This window comes from Flavobacterium sp. HJSW_4 (assembly GCF_042436695.1).
GTDB lineage: Bacteria > Bacteroidota > Bacteroidia > Flavobacteriales > Flavobacteriaceae > Flavobacterium.
Genome location: NZ_JBHNPP010000026.1, coordinates 16,002 through 37,252, shown reverse-complemented (window position 1 = coordinate 37,252; position 21,251 = coordinate 16,002). Strand labels below are relative to the sequence as shown.

Here is a 21,251-nt window from a genome sequence, read left to right as displayed (position 1 = left end):
GTAAGAAAAATAATAAAAAAATATATTTTTATGGAAGAACTCTATTTACCTGCTCAAAAGAGTTTTTATAATAAGGTTCTTTAGTAGAGGAAATAATTACACCTTTTGAAGTAGAAGAATGAACAAATTTTATTTCGTCAGAATTGACTTCTGTGATTAGTCCAACGTGATTGATTTGTCTACTTTTGTTAGTTTTAAAGAAAATTAGATCGCCTTTTTTAGCATCATTTAAAGGAATAACTTTTCCAATTTTTGCCTGATCGTAAGAGCTTCTCGGAAGTTGGATGCTCTCACTTTGAAAAGTGGTATAAACAAGTCCAGAACAATCAAAACCGCTTTTTGTAGTTCCTCCTGCTTTATAACGAACGCCAATATTATCAGTCGCTTTTTCGATTAAAGTGTTAACCAAAGCTCTGTTTTCTTTTTTCGATTCGGTTTTTGTGCCACTTTTAGACACTGCTGTCGAAGTCGATTTACAAGAAGTAAAAGCAATTGCTAAAAGCAGGAAAATTACAATTCTTTTCAAATCAGTTAGTTATTTTGTTTTAAATCGGCAACAATGAGTTTTGCTGTGTTTTTACTAGCTCCAACTCCGCCAAGTTTTTGTTCTAATATATCGTAATTATGTAGCACTTTATTGCGATAGTCTGGCTCTAATAATTTTTGAAGCTCTTCTTTAATTCTTTTTTTATTACAATCAGCCTGGATTAATTCGGTCACAACTTCTTGATCCATAATTAAATTGACAAGAGAAATGTATTTTAAAGTAATAATGCGTTTTGCAATCTGATAAGAAACTTCGCTTCCTTTATAGCAAACCACTTCGGGAACTTTAAAAAGAGCTGTTTCTAGAGTTGCCGTTCCAGAAGTAACTAGCGCAGCTGTTGCAGAACGTAATAAGTTGTATGTTTTGTTCGAAACAAACGCAATGTTTTTGTTTTTTAGAAACTGCTGATAAAACTCATATTCCTGACTTGGAGCGCCTGCGATCACAAATTCATAATCTTGAAAATCATCAACAACGCTCAACATTACGCTCAGCATTTTTGTAATTTCCTGTTTACGGCTTCCTGGCAGAACGGCAATAATTGGTTTTTCGCCTAAATTATTTTCTTTTCTAAATAAAGCTTCATCAAAAGCAGGCTGATTCTGAATAGCATCAATAAGCGGATGTCCAACAAAATCTACTGGAAAATGATGCTTGTCTTCATAAAAGCTTTTCTCAAAAGGCAAAATAACATACATCTTATCAACGTCTTGTTTGATTGCTTTAATTCGATTTTCTTTCCAAGCCCAAATTTGTGGAGAAATATAATAATGCGTTTTATAGTTTAATGCTTTTGCCCATTTTGCAATTCGCATATTAAAACCAGGATAATCAATAAAAATAATTACATCTGGCTGAAACTCTAAGATGTCTTTTTTACAGATTTTAATATTGTTTAAAATGGTTTTTAAATTGAAAACCACTTCAATAAAGCCCATAAAAGCTAGATCGCGATAGTGTTTTACTAGAGTTCCACCTGCTTTTTGCATTAAATCTCCGCCCCAAAATCTAATTTCTGCTTCTGGATCTTCGACATACAATGCCTTCATTAAATTTGAACCATGTAAATCTCCAGAGGCTTCACCTGCAATTATGTAATACTTCATGTTGGTTTTTTTGTATAAGTGCTAAAGTTGTAAATTCGCGAAAGCGGTAACTTAGCAAAGATAAGATTTAAATAACTAATGTTGAAATTGCCAATACAATCACGGCTAAAATTACACCTCGAGCCATAAACTCTTTGTTTCTTTTTAAGAGAATGGTAAATACACCAAGATCTAAAAGCGTTCCAAGAGTGATTATTTTTCCCATATATCCATGTTCTCTAATCATTTGAATTCCAGATGAAATATCAAAAGTGGTAAAAAAAGTAATGAACAAATAGCTTCCTAAAAGAGCAGTAAAAATTCCGATTAAAAAACCGATTAGTATTTCTTTAGTCATTTAATTTCCAAGTGTTAAGTTGCTGAATAGAGTGGTGTGCAGTCAAGTCAAATTGTACCGGAACTACAGAAATGTATCCGTTTGCCAAAGCCCATTCATCGGTGTCTTCGCCTTTGTCTTCGTTTACAAATTTTCCTGCTAGCCAGTAATAATCTTTCCCAAAAGGGGTTTGTCTCTTGTCGAATTTCTGCGCATAGTAGGCTTTCGCTTGACGACAAACTTTAATTCCTTTAATTTCGGACTCTTTTAATTTTGGGAAATTCACATTTAAAACCACTCCAAGAGGCAGTTTATTAGCTAAGGTTTCTAAAGTGATTTTTTTTACGAAAGATTTTATTGGTTCAAAATCAGCATTCCAATCAAAATCCAAAAGAGAAAATCCGATTGCCGGAATGCCTTCAATTCCAGCTTCTACGGCCGCACTCATGGTTCCAGAATAAATAACATTGATAGAAGAATTCGATCCGTGGTTTATTCCTGAAACGCATAAATCGGGTTTGCGCTTCAAAATCTCGTTTACTGCCAATTTTACACAATCAACGGGAGTGCCAGAACAGCTGTATTCTGCAATTGCGTCATTTTCTTTAGAAATTTTATCTAGAAATAAGGTATTATTAATAGTAATAGCATGCCCCATTGCGCTTTGTGGCTTGTCTGGCGCAACAACGACTACATCTCCGATTGTTTCCATAACGCTTATAAGTGCGCGTATTCCTGGAGCTAAGATTCCGTCATCGTTTGTGACTAATATTAAAGGTTTGTCAGTTTTCATTTTAAGGAAATTATGTGTAATTTTAACAATTGTAAGATTTTAAAAACAAATAAAGTGACTAATTACGGGGGATAAGTCACAAATAATGTAAAATTTGTCAACTAAGGTAAAGAACTTTTTTGCGAATTAAACATTTTTATATCTTTAACAAAAAATTATCGTGACGTTAGCTCTCGTGGCATAGTTTTTAACGTAACTTAGATAAAAAAATTGATGAATGCTATTATAAAGTTTATGAAAAGAAATTATAAGATACTCATAGCCGTATTGTGCTTATCGCTTACATTGTTTGCATTTAAGATGAATGCTGATAGGACAATCGACCCAGATCCGAACAGAGACAAGACACTTTTAGAATTACTAGCATTTGTTATTGAAAAAGGACATTATAGCCCATCAGAAATAAATGATGAATTTTCTAAAGGTATTTTTAAAGATTATATTGATGCTCTAGACCCTTCAAAAAGATTTTTTCTTCAGTCTGATATTGACGAATTCAAGCAGTATGAATTAATGCTTGACAATCAGTTTTTGGATAAAGATATCACGTTTTTTAATCTTACTTATACAAGATTGATGAAACGTATGGAAGAAAGCAAAAAACGTTACAAAACGATTTTAGCTCAGCCATTTAACTACAATGTTGATGAGACTTTTGATGCTGATTACGAGAAAATTCCGTATGCAAAAAACTTAGCAGAGATTAATGAAAGATGGAGAAAACAAATCAAATTATCTACTCTTTCTTCTTTAGTTACAAAACAAAAAATTGAAGAAGAAAAGAAGAAAAAAGATCCAGCTTACAAAGAGAAATCTTTTGAAACTTTAGAAAAAGAAACTCGCGAAAGTTCTTTAAAATCTCTTGATGATAATTTTAGCGTAATTAAAGATTTGAATAGAGATTATTGGTTTTCAGTGTATTTGAATTCTATTATGGCTCGTTTTGATCCGCACACAAGCTATTTTGCACCTGAAGAAAAAGATCGTTTTGATGTAAATATCAGTGGTAAATTAGAAGGTATTGGAGCTCGTTTGACTAAGAAAAATGATTTCACTCAAATTGATGAATTAATTTCTGGAGGTCCAGCTTGGAAAGGAAAACAACTAGAAGCAGGAGATTTAATCTTGAAAGTTGCTCAAGGGAACGAGGAACCTGTTGATGTTGTTGGAATGCGTTTGGACGATGTTGTGAAGAAAATTAAAGGTCACAAAGGAACTGAAGTAAAACTTACAGTTAAAAAAGTTGACGGTTCTATCAAAGTGATTTCGATCATTCGTGATGTTGTCGAAATCGAAGAAACTTATGCTAAATCTAGTGTTGTTGAGAAAAATGGTTTAAAATATGGAGTAATTTATCTTCCTAAATTTTATATCGATTTTGAAAATAAAGACGGACGTGATGCAGGAAAAGATATTGCTCGTGAAGTGGAAAGATTGAAACAAGAAAACGTTAACGGTATTGTTTTAGACGTTCGTGATGACGGTGGAGGATCTCTTTCTACAGTAGTTGATATTGCAGGTTTATTTATTGAAGAAGGACCAATTGTTCAGGTAAAATCTGCGGGTAAAAAGAAAGAAGTTTTATACGATAAAGACAAAAAAATCGAGTGGGATGGCCCATTGGTTATCATGGTGAACAGTTTTTCTGCATCGGCATCTGAGATTTTAGCGGCTGCAATTCAGGATTACAAACGTGGTGTAATTATCGGAAGTAAACAAACTTACGGTAAAGGAACAGTACAAAACGTATTAGATTTAAATCAGTTTGTACGTAATGCAAACTATGGAGATCTTGGAGCTTTAAAAATTACAGGACAGAAGTTTTATAGAATTAACGGAGGTTCTACTCAATTAGAAGGGGTTCATAGCGATGTTGTAATGCCAGATCGTTATGCTTACTTAAAAATGGGAGAAAGAGATATTGACAATGCAATGCCTTGGGATAAAATTGATCCAGCAGATTACAGCACTTGGACTTCTAATGAGAATTTTGCTAAAGCAATTAATAACAGTAAAAATAGAATCGCCCAAAACCCTCAATTTAAATTAATTGATGATAATGCGAAATGGATTGATGTTAAAAATAAAGAAAACGTATACAGCTTGAATATTAAGAGTTTTAAAGAAACTCAGGAACAAGTTGAAAACGAAGGAAAAAAATACAAACCAATTTCTGATTACAAAAACGATTTGATCTTTAAATCGCTTCCTTATGAAGATGAAGAAATGAAAGCAGACGCATCTTTAAAAGAAAAAAGAGATGCATGGCATCAGGCTTTATCTAAAGATGTTTATGTAGAAGAAGCTTTAAATGTATTAGACGATTTGCAAACTAAAAGTTTGGTAAAAAATACAGTGAATCCTAAAATGAAAAAGGATAAACTAGTGAAGTCTTAAATTCGAAGAGAATTTAATTTGTTAAAAACGCTCTATAAATTTTGAATTTATGGAGCGTTTTTTTGTAAGTTTAACTTATAAAAATAGAATTATGAAAGTTTGTCTAAGTTTGATTTTAACGTGTTTTGCATTGTTTTCTTGTAAAAAAGAGAATGCAGAAATCAATGAAAAAGTAAGTAGCGCTGAAGCGGTTTCTTTTAAAGGAAATTCTTCTAGTACAGATTCAGATTCTGTATATACGGTTGCTTATTTGCCAACTTCGACAACAAAACAAATTGTAAAACATCAATATTATACTTTATCGTATAATGAGAAGTTTGAACAGGCAGAATGGGTGGCGTACGAGTTGAAAAAGGAATATTTAAAAAATAATGATTTTAAAAGACCTTATTTTATTGAAGATCCAAGTGTAACTACAGGTTCTGCAGATTGGAGAAATTATAAAAATTCAGGTTATGATAAAGGGCATCTTTGTCCAGCTGGAGACATGGAGTTTAGCAAAGACGCTTACAACGATACTTTTTATACTTCGAATATTTCTCCACAGAAAAAAGAATTTAATTCTGGAATTTGGAATAGAATAGAGCAGAAGACGCGGTATTGGGCTGGAAAATACAATGATATTTATGTTGTGACTGGCGGAATTGCGAAAGATTCAGATAAAAAGATAGGAACAGAAAAAGTCGCTGTTCCTAAGTATTTTTATAAAATTATTTTGGCTAAAAACGGTAAAGAGCACAAAGCAATTGCTTTCTTGGTTCCAAACGAAAAAAGTGATAAATCGATCTATGATTTTGTTGTTCCGATTGAGACTTTAGAAAAAATGACAGGAATTGATTTCTTTCCGAATCTGAAAAATTTGAAAAGCGATAAAAATTTTTAATTTAAATATTACATTGATTATCTGTTTTATAAGTGGCATTTAAAGGAATGTGTTTACATGAAAAATAAAAGGTAATTTTTATTTGCCTGTTTAAAAGACTAATTTTAAACCAAAAATATCATGTATTACATTTTTCTTAGAATAAAGCAACAAATGATTTTTGTTGTTCTGATGATCGCTTTCATCATAAATCAGGGTTACTCTCAAACAACATTAGCAAAGCAAAATATAGAAAGTGTTCTTAATAACGCCTTTAATAAATTTAAAGATTTACAAGGAGGAAAAAACGCTGACTATATTAAAGAACTAGCCAATGTTGATCCTAATATTTTTGGAATCGCACTCATTACTACAGACGGAAAGGTGTATACTAAAGGTGACATAACTTCGATGGTTTCTATACAAAGTATATCGAAAGTGTTTACAATGGCCAAAGTAATTGAAGAACAAGGTCCTTTAGTTTTACAAGATAAAATAGGTGTAGATGCGACAGGATTACCTTTTAATTCTATTGTTGCAATAGAAATGCATAAAGGCGATAAAATTAACCCTCTTGTGAATCCAGGTGCGATCGCAGCAACGAGTCTTGTGCAAGGTAATGACTCTATAGCAAAATGGAAAGAAATTATGAAAATCCAAAGCGATTTTGCAGGAAGACAACTTTCTATAAATCGTCCTGTTTATATTAGTGAGGCAGGAGATAATTTGCGTAATCAGGCTATTGCGCATTTATTATTAGCTTATGGAAGAATGTACTTTGATCCTGTTCAAGCTACGGATATTTATACAAAACAATGTGCATTGAATGTTAATGCAAAAGATTTAGCAACAATGGCTGCCACACTTGCAAATGGTGGAGTTAATCCGGTTACTAAGAAAAAGGTTGTAAGCCAATCTACAGTTATGTACACATTGCCAGTAATGGCAACTGCAGGTCTCTATGATAATTCAGGTATTTGGTTGTTTAATTCAGGTCTTCCTGCAAAGAGCGGTGTTGGCGGAGGAATGTTGGCAGTATGTCCAGGTAAATTTGGAATCGCTGTTATTTCGCCTCCCTTAGATAAATTTGGGAACAGTTTAAAGGCGCAGAAAGTTATTCAATATATTGTTGAAGAACTTAAGGCAAATCCATATTGGATTGAGCCTAAATAAAGATTGATATAGTATGATAAATCAAAAAGTCCTAAAATTATTTTTAGGACTTTTTGATTTTATGTGTTTAGATAAAAAATTAAAAACTAGTAAGAGTTTTTAACTCGGCAATGGTTTGCGTTGGGTTCTCGGCTTTAAAAACAAAGCTTCCCGCAACCAAAACATCTGCTCCAGCTTCTATTAATTGTTTTGCATTTTTGCTTGTTACACCACCGTCAATTTCGATTAGTGTTGAAGCGTTTTTGCGCGTAATTAAAGCTTTTAGTTTCTTTACTTTATCGTAAGTGTTTTCAATGAATGATTGTCCTCCAAATCCAGGATTTACACTCATAATGCAAACTATGTCAATATCATTAATAACGTCTTCTAGCAAGTCAACATTGGTATGCGGATTCATGGCAACACCAGCTTTCATTCCTTCTGCTTTTATTGCTTGAAGTGTTCTGTGTAAATGTGTGCAAGCTTCGTAATGTACAGTAAGTCCATTTGCTCCTAAATCGGCGAAAGTTTTAATGTAACGATCAGGGTCGATAATCATTAAATGCACATCGATGTATTTTTTTGCATGTTTTGAAATGGCTTCTAAAACGGGCATTCCAAAAGAAATATTCGGAACAAAAACTCCATCCATAATATCGATATGAAACCAATCAGCTTGACTGTTATTAATCATTTCGACATCACGCTGTAAATTACCAAAATCTGCTGCAAGAACTGAAGGAGCAATAAATGTGTTTTTCATTTTGTAGTGTGTTGTTTTTCTTTACAAAGATAATTTTTTTATGATTTGGATTGAAATTTAACCGCAAAGCAAGCAAAGAATTACGCAAAGTTCGCGAAGTTTTTTTTAGAATCTCGCAAAGTCGCAAAGTCGCAGAGTCGCAAAGTTTATTGCTCTTTGCGACTCTGCGACTTTGCGAGTGTATTTTTTAAATGGCACCTTTGTGTAATTCTTTGCGTGCTTTGCGGTAAAAATATCTTTTGGGATAAAAATAAAAAACTCCGGTAATCAGCCGGAGTTTCAATCATCAATCAAAAAACGAACAGTCAATCAAACTGTTGTTTGCGTTACAAAGGTTTCATGTTTCATGTTCCAAGTTACAACAGCAACCTGAAACTTTAAACCTGAAACAAATATTGTTTTATCCTAAGTATGTTTTAAGGATTTTACTTCTAGAAGTGTGTTTCAATCGACGGATTGCTTTTTCTTTAATCTGACGAACACGCTCACGAGTTAGGTCGAAAGTTTCACCAATTTCTTCAAGAGTCATTGGGTGTTGGTCGCCAAGTCCAAAATACAAACGAACAACATCAGCCTCTCTTGGAGTTAGTGTTTCTAAAGAACGTTCAATTTCAGTACGAAGAGATTCGTGAATTAATTCTCTATCTGGATTTGGAGATTCACCAGAACGTAATACGTCATAAAGGTTAGAATCTTCTCCTTCAACAAGAGGAGCATCCATAGATAGGTGACGTCCAGAGTTTTTCATAGACTCTTTTACGTCGTTAACAGTCATGTCAAGTTCTTTTGCAATTTCCTCAGCAGAAGGCGGACGCTCATTAGATTGCTCTAATAACGCATACATTTTGTTGATTTTATTGATAGAACCAATTTTATTTAATGGTAAACGTACAATACGAGATTGTTCAGCTAAAGCTTGAAGAATCGATTGACGAATCCACCATACAGCGTAAGAAATGAATTTAAAACCACGAGTCTCATCAAAACGTTGAGCCGCTTTAATTAAACCTAAGTTTCCTTCATTAATTAAATCCGGAAGAGTTAATCCTTGATTTTGATATTGTTTAGCCACAGATACTACGAAACGTAGGTTGGCTTTTGTTAGTTTTTCTAAAGCTCTTTGATCACCAGCCTTTATTCTTTGTGCTAATTCTACCTCTTCATCAGCGGTAATTAGGTCAACTTTTCCAATTTCTTGTAGATATTTATCTAACGATGCAGTTTCACGATTAGTTACCTGCTTGGTGATTTTAAGTTGTCTCATGTTGTTGTCTCCCTATTTTTAAAGTGTACAAATGATTATACGTAAGGAATGTCGAAAAAGTTACAATTTACTAAAAATATTTTTTAAATAATTGAAAAAAAACAAAAACCTGCCTTTAGAGGGCAGGTTTTGTGTGTGTTATGGTTTTTATGAAAACTACATTTTAATTTATATTAGTGTTTTGCACTTCAATATTTTCTGTAATTGACACCGGAATTCCGTTTTTGGTGAAACCTTCCAGTCTAATTTCAAAAGTTCCAGATAAATCTGAAGTGTAAAAAGAAGTTTCAGCATCATTGTTTAACTGAACATCAGGATTCCAAAGCAATTGGTTTCTAAAATCTGGAATTCTGTCATTGTCAGAACCGCTTTCGTATTTCACTTTATTGTAAATCTTTTTAGGTTGCGGTCTTAAAACAGTTGGTTTTGCGATAAAACTTCCAGTTTGAGTGCTTTTAAAGTCTTTATTAAAAGTTGTAAAACTAATTAACCCGTTAAAAGATCTTGGCCCTACAAAATATCTTCCTATTATAAGTTCGATTTTGTAGACATTTTTCATGCTGTATAATGCCAAATCATTTGCATTTTCTACATATTCTCCATCTACAAGAACAAGTGCAGATTCTGGAAGTTGTGGGAAAACACTAGGATCGGTTACATGCAAATAAAGATTATTGTCTTTTTGTTTAGAATAAATTTCTACTACAACCTCAGTAATTGTTTCTTTTAATGTTTTGAAACGGGTAAAGTCATCTAAAATATACTCTTTTGGCAACGGATAGTAGAATGCATCTGTAGAAGGAGTTTTTTCGATATTGTCTACTTTTTTGTAAAAATATGCGTTTTCAACTTGGCTAGAAACAGATCTTTCCAACAAACTCTCTTTAAATGCATAAGATAGACTTGTGTTTTTTTCGAAAGATAATTTAGAATAATCTATTTCAGGACTGTTATTTACAACAAGGTTATAACCGCTTGCTTTTTCATCTATAATCTGTAAAATGATATTTGGGGTGTAAAATGTTTTTCCAATATTGAAGATGAAATTTCCATACATATCGGTTTTGGTAACTTGGAAAGAAAAAGATTTTCCTGGAATTGATAATCCAACAGAAACATTTGCAATTTTTTCGGTGCTATTTTTTGCTGAAATTGTTCCAGAAATAATTTCACCTCGAAGTTCTGGCAACACTATTTTCTGATCTTGTTTTTGCGTATCTAATGCCATTGGATAAGATGGATTTGAAGCAAATCTAACAGCAGAGATTTTATCTGAAGCCGGAATGTTATCTAGTTTTCTAACAGAAAGAGAGTAATTTCCGTTTTTAAAATCGGCATTAGAAGATTGAAATTTTAAATCAACCAATTCTCTATTTGTAAACGTCTTTTTATTCAGGTTAAGAGCTATATTTTCGTTTTTTAAATTTTCCGAAGCGTTTGCTTTTGAACTGCTGGTTAAAACCTTTTCAGTATTAGTTTTTTCATCCGTTTTATACGGATTAATAATGTTGATATCCAATTGGAACAATTCAGAAATAGGTTTGTTCAGCATCCAATTTGTATATCCAACTAATTTATAACTACCCGTTTTTACCGTTGTCGGAATAAAATAATCACCTTGTCCAACTCCATTTTCGAGTGAAATTTTAGTTTTAAAAACCGATTTATGGTTGTTATCAACAATTTCTACATACGCAATCTTGCTTATGTTACTTGGTGTCTTGTCAGACGATTTTAGGCAGTAAACTTTGTATAATACAGTTTCTCCCGTAACAAATGATGTAGCATTAGAATGAACATATAGCGTTTCATCTAAAGAAATTGTTTGTTGTGCTCTGCTAAATTGTGTATTAATTAATACAAGCAATAAAATGATGTGTTTTAGTCTATCCAAAATGGTGGTTTTATGTTAGATGAAAAAGATGTACAGTCTCCGCAAACAGCATCTACTAAGGTATAAGCAATGCCACTGTTTGATATGTAGGTGTTTAGGTTCTTATTTATATTGTAAATCATTGTTTCTCCGCTACAATCTATTCCGCCAAAACAAAATAAGTACGGAATGTCTTCGCAAGTGTTGAAATAGGGAATAGGTTTATTTGGGAAAAAATCGCTATAATTAAAAAATATTCTTTGCTCAGAATAAGATCCTACGTCAAAGAATCCAATGACTTTTGTTGAGGAATCATTAATGCATCTTATGTTTCCAGAAATCAGACCTGGCTGTTTTGGAGACAAAATGCTTTCTGAACTTGCTATATCTCTCAATGTTTTGTGAAAAGTGTAAGCTTCTAAACCTTCTATATATTGTTTTACTAATATGCTGTAACGGTGGCCAATAATGTAATTTTTTTCTTCAATAAATCGTATAGGTAAGTTTACGCGATCTTCCGTTAGATCGTTAGTGTTTACTAAAATAATATTTGTAGACTTATTAGTAGAATAGCAAGTTCTAGTATTTGGGTCGTTATTAATTAAATCAACAGTTTGTAAACTAGTTGCAATAATTTTTAATGAAGACCATCGTGGCGCAACAATTTTATACGATTCTTCATATTCGTATCTATAATAGTTTGAAGACCTTGTTGGATCGTAACTATTGACATTAATTTGAATACCAGTTTCATTGTCTTTATTTACAGCGAGAGCAGGAACAACACTTTGAATTGGATTCACTGTTGTCAACGTTTGCGGGTTTGATTGATAAATTTTTCCATCTTTAGTAGTAATTTCCAAAGTGTATTTTACATCTGGAAGAGCCTCAAAAGCTACTTGAGATTTATATACTCCTGAACTTTCTGCAAATAGGTATTCATTTCTTTGGTCATCTCTAACAATAACCTTAGCGCCACTTTCAACAGCTACTTCTTCATCTTCAAATTTTGAAGTTTTAGTAATTTTTATTTCTTGGTTTTTGAGTTCATTTGTTAATGTTGCTTCAACGACTATTATTTCTTCATAAGTATTGGTTAAAAGCGGATATGTTTCTGTACAACCACTAAAGAGGATTGTAAGAAGTGTTAGAAGGATTGTATTTTTTATTATATGAAATTTCATGGCTTAAATATATTCGATTTAATCTGGTCTTGATTTTTATAAAAAATCATAATTATTTAATTATCTATCCAAAACGGAGGTTTTATACTTGATGCGATTCTTGTACAGTCTCCACATGGCGCATCAACCCAATAGGTAAAACCGCCACTTCCTGTTCCTGAAAAATAGGTTATTTTCTCAAGAGATAAATCGTCTCCATAATGTCCCCAGTGCGAGCAAGGATCAGGAACTAAAGCCTCATCTGTTGAGTAGCAAAATTCTTTGCATTCTACAATGTATGGAGGTGGAAATTTCCCAGGAAATAAATCCTCATAGTTGAAATAAATTCGTTCTGTCGATACTGAGCATACATCAAAATATCCTGAGATTTTACTATCGCTATTAACAGCTCTTAAATTTCCCAATAAAAAACCTGGCTGAGTAGGAGAAACGATTGTGCCTCCAGAGGCAGCAGTTTTTTTTAAGGTGTTATAATAATTATATGCTGCTTGACTTTCTACATATTGTTTAACCAAAATACTATATCTGTGTGTAATTATGTAATCTTGGTCATTAATAAAACGAATAAGATAATCTATACGGTCTTCTTTTAGGTTGTTAGTGCTTTGCAGCATTAATTCTACATTTTTTTTAGAGCCATAACAGGTTTTTGTGTCTGGTGAATTTGGAACAAAAATTGGAGAATTTGTACTAGAAACCCATTCGATTTTTGTAGGTTTCCACTTTGGCGCAATAACTTTGTAAGTTTCTTCATACTCATATCTATAATAAGTTGATGTGTCGGTAGGATCGAAGCTGTATACACGAATACCAACACCATTTATTCCATCTTTTTCTTCAATTGCGGCTACTACACTTTGTATAGGGGTTACAGTTGTAAGTGTTTCTGGAGATGACTCAAAAGACCTGCCGTCTTTAGTTTTTATGTGTAATTGGTATTTAGTGTTTGGAACTGCCTGAAATTCTATATCCGATAGGTATTTTTCAGAATCTTCACTAAAATTATACTGATTGCCAGTATCATCTGTAATGAAAACTTCGGCCCCGCTTTCTGAAAGGTAGCTTTCGTCTTCAAACTTAGCAGATTTGGTAAGTTTTATTTCCTGTTTTTTAAGCTCATTGGTTAGGTTGGCTTCTACTATAATTACTTCTTCAAATCTGTTTGTAACTAGCGGATATGCTTCTGTACAGCTATTAAAGAAAGCTGTAAGAAACGATAATAGAATTATATTTTTTATTAAACGAAATTTCATTGCTTGATAATTCTTTTTAAGTTGATTTAATCTTTTAAAACTTAGATAATTTTTACTTAATCTACCCAAAAAGTAGGCTTTATGTTAGAAGCGATTTTTGTACAATCACCACAAGGAGCGTCAACCCAATACGTTTCAAGAGATTTGATTCCGTCTCCTGAATAATAAGTTATTATTCCTCGAGGCAAATCTTCTAAGTAATGGCAACAATGTGTACAAGGAACAGGATTATAAGATTCTTTTTCGTAGCAAAATTGTGTACAATCAACAGCATAAGGAGGAGGGAATTTACCTGGGAATAAATCTTCGTAATTAAAATAAATTCGTTCCGTAGATACTGAGCATACATCAAAATATCCTGATATTTTACTGTCTCCATTAGTTGATCTTAAATTGCCTAACAAAAGACCTGGCTGAGTTGGAGAAGTAATAGTTCCTCCAGAAACTGCCGTTTTATTCAGCGTGTTGTAATAGTTGTAAGCAGCAAGACTTTCTACATATTGTCTAACAAAAATGGAGTATCTGGTTGTAATAATATAATCTTGATCATTAATAAATCGAATTAAATAATCTACGCGATCCTCCTTCAGTTTATTAGTATTTACCAGCATTAATCCAATGCTTTTTTTAGAACCATAACAAGTCTTAGTATCTGATGAATTTGGAACCAAGACTGGAGATCCAGTACTTACGTCAAGTTTTATTGGCATCCATTTTGGTGCAATAACCTTATAGGTTTCCTCATATTCATATCTGTAATATGTAGATGTGGCCGTAGGATCAAAGCTGCTTATACGGATACCAACACCATTAATATCATCTTTTTGTTCAATTGCAGCTACTACACTTTGCATAGGTGTAATAGTAGTAAGTGTTTCTGGTGATGATGCAAAAGACCTTCCGTCTTTCGTGTTAATGTGTAATTGATATTTCGTATTAGAAACTGCCTGAAATTCTACGGATGAAACATACTTTCCAGAATCTTCACTAAAACTATACTTATTTCCAGCATCATCAGTAATAAAAACCTCTGCTCCGGTTTCAGGCTGATAATCTTCATCTTCAAACTTTGCAGATTTGGTCAGTTTTACTTCTTGCTTTTTGAGCTCATTAGTTAGATTAGCCTCAACAATTAAAACATCTTCAAATCTGTTAGTTACTAACGGATATGCTTCAGAGCAACTATTAAATACGATAGCAGCTACAAGTATAATAAGAATCTTGTATAAACCGTAATTTTTCATTTTAATACTAAAATTTAAAATTATACGTAATACTTGGGACTGGTATTGAGAAAATAGATGTTTTATAACCTTTTACTTTTCCACTTGGATCTGTTACGAAATAAATAGAATAAGGATTGTTTCTTCCTAGAACATTGTAAATAGAAATATTCCAGAAACTATGCGCTAACTTTTTAATTTTATGATTTCCTTCAATGTTAATTCCGATATCTAAACGAATATAATCTGGAATTCTATAAGCATTTCTGTCGCTATACAAAGTATATTCTGAATTTCCATATTGGAAAGTACCGATAGGGTATGTTATAGGTCTTCCTGTTTGATATAAGAAGTTCGTTGATAAACTGTAACGTTTTGTAAATCTATAGTTTAAGATTGCGCTTAAATCATGAGGCTTATCAAAGTTAGCAGGGAAATATTCTCCGTTATTTACAATTTCTGAACTAAACTGGCTATCAAGTTTGATAAAGGTACGAGAATAAGTATATCCAACCCAACCGTTTAATCTTCCAGTTGATTTTTTTAACAATAACTCAACTCCGTATGCTTTTCCTTCACCTTGTAAAAGTTCAGTTTCAACATTTTGATTCAGCAATAACTGAGCGCCAACTTTATAGTCTAGAATGTTTTTAGATTTTTTGTAATATCCTTCTAAACTTACTTCGTATTCTTCGTCTTTTAAAGTTTTAAATAATCCCAAAGATACCTGTTGAGCAGTTTGCGGTTTTACATTCGAGTCAGACAATTTCCAAGTATCTGTTGGAGATTGTGTAACGTTGCTTGATAATAAATGGATGTACTGACGAGTAACATCGTAACCTGCTTTTACAGAAAGATCTTCTGTAAGGAAATAACGCGCAGCAATACGAGGCTCCAATCCGCCATATGTTTGTATAACTTCATTATTTTTATAAGTCGTTGTTCCTGTTACTGTTTCATCACTTAATGGTAAACCAGGTGCATAACTATTCACATTTCCAGGTCCTAATGCCATATAATAAGAATACCTTAGTCCAAAATCGATAAGTAATTTATCGTTGAATTTAAAGCTGTCCGATAAATAAGCTGCAGACTCTAATGCTTTTTCTTTCTCAATGTCTGTTGAAATTAAAGTAGCTTCTGGTTTTGTAGGATGTTGATAGCCAGGTGAAATATTGTACAATTTACTAGCAATACCATAAGATAAAGTATGTTTCGGGTGAATCTGATAATTGAATTTCGCTTGAAATTGAGATTCGTTCACTTTGTAACCAAAATCAAATGAATTTATGTCATCAGTATCATAGTCGATATTGAATTTATATTCACTATTTGTAAAAATAAAAGCTGCTTTACTTTTTTTGTTAAAAGTATGATCCCATTTAAGAGAAGCTAATCTGTTGCTGTATTTGAAAATAGAGTCAGAACTTAAACTGAAACGGTCATGGCTATAATATGCAGTAGCTTCTAAATTGTTATTTGCATTGATGGCATTGTTGTATTTTAGAATTCCATCATAAAATCCTGCTTGGCTGTTTTTTAAATCTTCATTATCAAGAGCCTTTAAAATCCAATCAGAATATGTTGCACGTCCTCCGACAATAATACTAGATTTATTTTTTTCGATTGGAACACTAAGAGTAAGATTTGAAGTAATAGGGCCAATAGCACCTTCTCCGGAGAATTTTTCTGGGTTACCATTTTTTGTTGTGATATCAAATACAGAAGATAATCTTCCTCCAAAATCAGCAGGAATACTTCCTTTGTAGATGTCAGCTTTTTTTGTTGTATAAGGGTTAATCGCAGAGAAGAATCCTAAAAAGTGTTGCGGATTATACAATACTGCATTGTCCATAAGGATCAAGTTTTGATCATCTTTTCCACCTCGAACGTTAAATCCAGCAGAACCCTCACCGGTAGTTTTAATACCAGGAAAAGTAGTCGCTACTTTAAGAATATCTCTTTCACCAAGAATTAAAGGCACATTTTTAATTCCTTCAATATCAATAGAAACTAGACCAGAAACAGTAGTTTCAGTAGTTTTTTGTCCTTTTTTCTTAATTACAACTTCATCAAGCTGATTTGATTTTTCGTTGATGTTAACATCAAATTGTCCATCATCATAAACCATCAAAGTTCTAACTGCTTCTTTATGGCTTAGAGATTTAATTTCAATAATATTAATACCTCTAGGAAGTTGTAAAGTATAATTTCCGTCAGGATCAGTAGAAGTATTTATGTTTTTATTTCTAACCTTAATATAAATATTTGCTTCTGCTTTACCTGTTTCTTCATTTCTGATAGTTCCAGAAACGGTAAAAGTTCTTCTAGTAGACTCTTTGTTTTCTTTACCAATAAAAACAATTGCAGACTTTTTGTTTACCGTATAGTTGCTTAAGGTATCATATTGCTGGTGGAATACAGGATTCTCACTGTCACTATCCTTTCGATTTGTTTCAACTGGAGCATCAGCAAAATAATTTGCTGGTAAAGTATCGTGAATAGTACTGTTTAGAGTAAAGATTACTTTGTTTTTTAGAATGATATGGTTTAAATCTGTTTTACTTAATACTTTATCAAGTAAATCATCGATTTTTATATCAGTATAAGTCCCTGAGATTAATCCTTTTTCGGCATTAATCCATGTTGGGTCAAAGTAAAATTTATATGAAGATGCTTCTTCAATGCGTTTAAGCGCATTGGCTAATGTTTCGTCTTTAAAAGTGATAGATAATTTCTCATTCGTATTTTGTGCAAAAGACAATTGAAAAGAGAAAACGATAAGTAAGGAGAGTAAAAATTTTTTCATTTGTTTTATTTGCTTGATATTGAAAGAGAGTTAAAAGTATATTTCATCAAATTTTTCATGAATTGGTCCAAGTCGGAATTTCTTAGTTCTCTGTTCAATAAATAAAACCCATTGATTTGCTTTTTTTGTTCTGGAAATAATTTTACAAGGTCGCTTTTGCCTCTTATTGCATAAATTTTACCTTTTAAATCAATAAAATAAGAGTTGTTTTCTTTGAAAGTAAAATAAAGACTGCTTTCGTAAATTGTTTTCTGCATGTCTTTATGATGTTTGATATACAAAACTAATTCTGGAGCAATTTTGCTTTCTTCATAGTAGCCTGTTGTAGCTTCAGGAATATCTTCGGTCTTTCTTTCTCTTTTGATAAAATTTTTATCTTTTATAGAAAATGAACTGACTTTGTTTTGGATTAGATTTATACCAATATTTTCTGAACCTCCATCAGGATTTAAAACCAAGATATCTCTATAAATGTCATATTTAAGTTTGACATCATAATAAGTTTGGTTTTCGTAGGTGACTCTACCCAACTCGTATTTATTTATTAAATACAAATGAATGTCAGTGCTTAGAGTTCTGAATGAATTTGTGTGTGGTACCCCATTGTTAATATCCAGATTGCTTCTGCCTACAGTAGTATCAAACCAATTGTAAGTATTGATATCATTACTAGTTTGACTCTGGATCGGATGAATGTTTAAGAATAATTCAAATAAAATGAGAAAAACGATTTTTTTTTGGTAATTTTTCAAAGGATTTAATGGTTTTATTGGTTGTTTTGGAAGATTTCAAAAGTATAAAAAAAAGGTTACAAATAAAACGCTAATTTGTTAAATTGTGATAAAAAACTTCTAGAGGCCTCTAAAAGGCATTGTAGAAGTATTAAAATTTAGAATATTTGTCAAAATATTAGAAAAATGACTTTGACATGCTAAATTTTTGATTTTACATAGAAAAGATCTCTTTTGTAGGAATAAAAAAAATAATGAAATGTATAGAAATTGAAAAACCCCAATTCAAATAAATGAATTGGGGTTTTCTATGAATAAACCTTTAGTAAACTAAGATCTGATTACTCTTTTTTCTCCTCACGTGGAGGTCTTGGAACTAGTGCTTTTTTAGACACTTTTTCTTTTTTAGTTTTAGGGTCAACTCCTAAGTATTTCACTTGGAAAACATCTCCCATTTTAACTACGTCAGCAACGTTTTCAGTACGTTCCCAAGCTAATTCAGATACGTGAAGCAATACTTCATTTCCTGGTGCAGCAGTATATTCAACTACAGCTCCAAAATCAAGCATTTTAATTACTTTAACTTCATAAGCTTCTCCCATTTGAGGTTTGAAAGTGATAGAAGCAATTTTTGCTAATACCGCTTCAATTCCAGCAGGATCTGTACCTAAAATTTCGATAACACCTTGTTCGTCAACTTCGTTGATTACAATAGTTGTTCCAGTAGCTTTTTGTAATTCTTGAATTACTTTTCCACCAGGTCCAATTAAAGCTCCAATAAAGTTTCCAGGAATAGTTCTTGTAATGATTTTTGGTGCGTGTGCTTTTACGTCAGCTCTAGGTGCAGCAATAGTTTCAGTTAATTTTCCTAAAATATGCAAACGTCCGTCACGAGCTTGAGATAAAGCTTGTTCCATAATGTCATAACGTAAACCATCAATTTTGATGTCCATTTGACAAGCAGTGATACCGTCAGCAGTTCCAGTTACTTTAAAGTCCATATCTCCTAAGTGATCTTCATCTCCTAAGATATCAGACAACACAGCAAATTTTTCGCCATCAGTAATTAATCCCATAGCAATACCAGAAACTGGTTTTACCATTTGAACTCCAGCATCCATAAGAGCCATTGTTCCAGCACAAACTGTTGCCATAGAAGAAGAACCGTTAGATTCTAAAACCTCAGAAACAACACGGATTGTGTAAGGACAATCTGCAGGAATCATATTTTTTAATGCTCTTTGAGCCAGGTTACCGTGACCAACTTCTCTTCTTGAAGTTCCTCTTAATGGTTTTGCTTCACCAGTTGAGAAAGGAGGGAAGTTATAGTGTAAGTAGAATTTCTCTTCACCTTGTTCAGATGGAGAATCGATTTGGTTAGCTTCTCTAGAAGTTCCTAAAGTTACTGTAGCCAAAGCTTGAGTTTCTCCACGTGTAAATAAAGAAGATCCGTGAACTCTTGGTAAATAATCAGTTTCACACCAGATTGGTCTGATGTCTGTAGTTTTTCTACCATCTAAACGAACTCCTAATTCTAAAACTACATTACGAACAGCTTCTTTGTTTGTTTTGTAGAAATATTTAGAAACTAAATCACCATCAGCAGCTAATTCTTCTTCAGTAAATAAAGCTTTAACTTCTTCTTTTACTTCAGCAAATGCAGCACCTCTTTCGTGTTTAGCAGAACCAACTTTAGCAATAGCATAAATTTTATCGTAAGCCGCTTCTTTTACTTTTTTGTAAATTTCTTCGTTTTCTTTCTCACCTTCGTAAGTGCGAATTTCTTTTTTACCAAAAGCTTCTTGTAAACGGTATTGAGCCTGAATTTGAACTTTGATAGCTTCGTGAGCGAATTTAATAGCTTCGATCATTTCAGCTTCTGAAATTTCTTTCATCTCACCTTCAACCATTGCTACAGAATCCATAGAAGCTCCAATCATCATGTCGATGTCTGATTTTTCTAATTCTTCTCTACTTGGGTTGATAACCAATTTTCCGTCGATACGTGCAACACGAACTTCAGAAATTAAGTTGTAAAATGGAATGTCTGAAACTGCTAATGCTGCAGAAGCCGCTAAACCAGCTAAAGCGTCTGGCATAACAGTTTCGTCGTGAGACATTAACTGAATCATAACTTGTGTTTCAGCATGGTAATCGTCTGGGAAAAGCGGACGCAATACACGGTCAACTAATCTCATTGTTAATACTTCGCTGTCGCTTGGACGTGCTTCTCTTTTAAAGAAACCTCCAGGGAAACGACCTGCTGCTGCGAATTTTTCGCGGTAATCTACCGTTAACGGTAAGAAATCAACGCCTGGGTTTGATGTGCGAGCTGAAACTGCTGTTGCAAGAATCATTGTGTCGCCCATTCTAACTACTACAGAACCATCAGCTTGTTTTGCTAAACGTCCTGTCTCGATTGTGATGCTTCTGCCATCACCTAAATCGATCTTTTCTACAAATAATTGTGGAATCATAAATTTTTTCCTTATTGATTATACAATGGGTTTTAGTTGTGTTGTAGTTGTTGTTGTGTGTAGTTGTTGTTATCTAAAACCCAATGAAAAACCAAACTTTTTTTCTTGTAATATGCTTATTATAAACGGCTATAATCTAAAAACAAAAAGAGGCACTTTCGCACCTCTTTTCTATATTGATTATTTTCTGATATTCAATACTTTGATAATCTCACGATATCTGTTGATCTCTTTCTTTTTCAAGTAATCCAACAAAGCTCTTCTTTTACCTACTAATAGTACAAGAGAACGCTCAGTGTTGTAATCGTGACGATTTTTTTTCAAGTGTTCAGTTAAGTGAGAAATTCTATAAGTGAACAATGCAATTTGACCTTCTGCGCTTCCAGTGTTTGTTGCACCACCGTGTTGTGCGAAAATCTCTTCTTTCTTTTCTTTGCTTAAATACATTCCAATATTATTTAATGATTTTTATGTATGTCGTACAACTTTTGTAAGACGGGT

At 32.8% G+C, this 21,251-nt stretch carries 17 protein-coding genes; 3 read left to right on the top strand and 14 right to left on the bottom strand.

Translation table 11 applies throughout. The features are described 5' to 3' along the window. Positions 1-28: 28 nt before the first annotated feature. The 4 genes from ACE01P_RS19640 to surE all read right to left on the bottom strand — a co-directional run bounded on the left by ACE01P_RS19640 (position 29) and on the right by surE (position 2,762). Positions 29-526, bottom strand: coding sequence for a C40 family peptidase (locus ACE01P_RS19640; RefSeq protein WP_379700739.1), 498 nt, complete (start codon positions 524-526; stop codon positions 29-31). A gap of 5 nt (positions 527-531) precedes the next feature. After that, on the bottom strand, positions 532-1,653 hold the full coding sequence (lpxB, locus tag ACE01P_RS19635) for a lipid-A-disaccharide synthase (RefSeq protein WP_379700738.1): 1,122 nt from the start codon (positions 1,651-1,653) through the stop codon (positions 532-534). A gap of 67 nt (positions 1,654-1,720) precedes the next feature. After that, the gene (locus tag ACE01P_RS19630) at positions 1,721-1,990 is read right to left on the bottom strand and encodes a hypothetical protein (protein ID WP_379700737.1); all 270 of its coding nucleotides are present in this window, start codon (positions 1,988-1,990) and stop codon (positions 1,721-1,723) included. Next, entirely contained in the window at positions 1,983-2,762 is a 780-nt protein-coding gene (gene surE, locus ACE01P_RS19625; RefSeq protein ID WP_379700736.1) for a 5'/3'-nucleotidase SurE, read from the bottom strand. Before surE ends, ACE01P_RS19630 begins: the two co-directional genes overlap by 8 nt. Before the next feature lie 213 nt (positions 2,763-2,975). Here surE and ACE01P_RS19620 point away from each other — a divergent pair, with 213 nt between their 5' ends. The 3 genes from ACE01P_RS19620 (at position 2,976) to glsA (ending at position 7,194) form a co-directional block, all read left to right on the top strand. Further along, entirely contained in the window at positions 2,976-5,159 is a 2,184-nt protein-coding gene (locus ACE01P_RS19620; RefSeq protein ID WP_379700735.1) for a carboxy terminal-processing peptidase, read from the top strand. A gap of 91 nt (positions 5,160-5,250) precedes the next feature. Then, a complete protein-coding gene (locus ACE01P_RS19615; RefSeq protein WP_379700734.1) occupies positions 5,251-6,042 on the top strand; it encodes a DNA/RNA non-specific endonuclease in 792 nt (263 codons plus the stop codon). A gap of 120 nt (positions 6,043-6,162) precedes the next feature. Next, a complete protein-coding gene (gene glsA, locus ACE01P_RS19610) occupies positions 6,163-7,194 on the top strand; it encodes a glutaminase A (protein ID WP_379700733.1) in 1,032 nt (343 codons plus the stop codon). Positions 7,195-7,273: 79 nt separating this feature from the next. On the opposite strand, the gene rpe is transcribed toward glsA, so the two are convergent. The 10 genes from rpe to rpsO all read right to left on the bottom strand — a co-directional run bounded on the left by rpe (position 7,274) and on the right by rpsO (position 21,197). Next, positions 7,274-7,936 (bottom strand): ribulose-phosphate 3-epimerase, encoded by a 663-nt coding sequence (rpe, locus tag ACE01P_RS19605; RefSeq protein WP_379700732.1) that lies wholly within the window; start codon positions 7,934-7,936, stop codon positions 7,274-7,276. A 400-nt stretch (positions 7,937-8,336) separates the two neighbouring features. After that, positions 8,337-9,200, bottom strand: coding sequence for an RNA polymerase sigma factor RpoD/SigA (locus ACE01P_RS19600; RefSeq protein WP_007804760.1), 864 nt, complete (start codon positions 9,198-9,200; stop codon positions 8,337-8,339). A 163-nt stretch (positions 9,201-9,363) separates the two neighbouring features. Beyond that, a complete protein-coding gene (locus tag ACE01P_RS19595) occupies positions 9,364-11,094 on the bottom strand; it encodes a hypothetical protein (protein ID WP_379700731.1) in 1,731 nt (576 codons plus the stop codon). After that, the gene (locus ACE01P_RS19590) at positions 11,082-12,257 is read right to left on the bottom strand and encodes a DUF4249 domain-containing protein (protein ID WP_379700730.1); all 1,176 of its coding nucleotides are present in this window, start codon (positions 12,255-12,257) and stop codon (positions 11,082-11,084) included. Before ACE01P_RS19590 ends, ACE01P_RS19595 begins: the two co-directional genes overlap by 13 nt. Before the next feature lie 56 nt (positions 12,258-12,313). Next, on the bottom strand, positions 12,314-13,510 hold the full coding sequence (locus tag ACE01P_RS19585) for a DUF4249 domain-containing protein (protein ID WP_379700729.1): 1,197 nt from the start codon (positions 13,508-13,510) through the stop codon (positions 12,314-12,316). A gap of 56 nt (positions 13,511-13,566) precedes the next feature. After that, on the bottom strand, positions 13,567-14,754 hold the full coding sequence (locus ACE01P_RS19580; protein WP_379700728.1) for a DUF4249 domain-containing protein: 1,188 nt from the start codon (positions 14,752-14,754) through the stop codon (positions 13,567-13,569). A gap of 7 nt (positions 14,755-14,761) precedes the next feature. Then, a complete protein-coding gene (locus tag ACE01P_RS19575; RefSeq protein ID WP_379700727.1) occupies positions 14,762-17,542 on the bottom strand; it encodes a TonB-dependent receptor domain-containing protein in 2,781 nt (926 codons plus the stop codon). A 5-nt stretch (positions 17,543-17,547) separates the two neighbouring features. Beyond that, complete coding sequence (locus ACE01P_RS19570) at positions 17,548-18,294, bottom strand: hypothetical protein (RefSeq protein WP_379700726.1); 747 nt, start codon at positions 18,292-18,294, stop codon at positions 17,548-17,550. Positions 18,295-18,614: 320 nt separating this feature from the next. After that, entirely contained in the window at positions 18,615-20,750 is a 2,136-nt protein-coding gene (locus ACE01P_RS19565) for a polyribonucleotide nucleotidyltransferase (protein ID WP_379700725.1), read from the bottom strand. Positions 20,751-20,930: 180 nt separating this feature from the next. Then, a complete protein-coding gene (gene rpsO / locus ACE01P_RS19560) occupies positions 20,931-21,197 on the bottom strand; it encodes a 30S ribosomal protein S15 (protein WP_099710550.1) in 267 nt (88 codons plus the stop codon). Between the last annotated feature and the right edge of the window lie 54 nt (positions 21,198-21,251).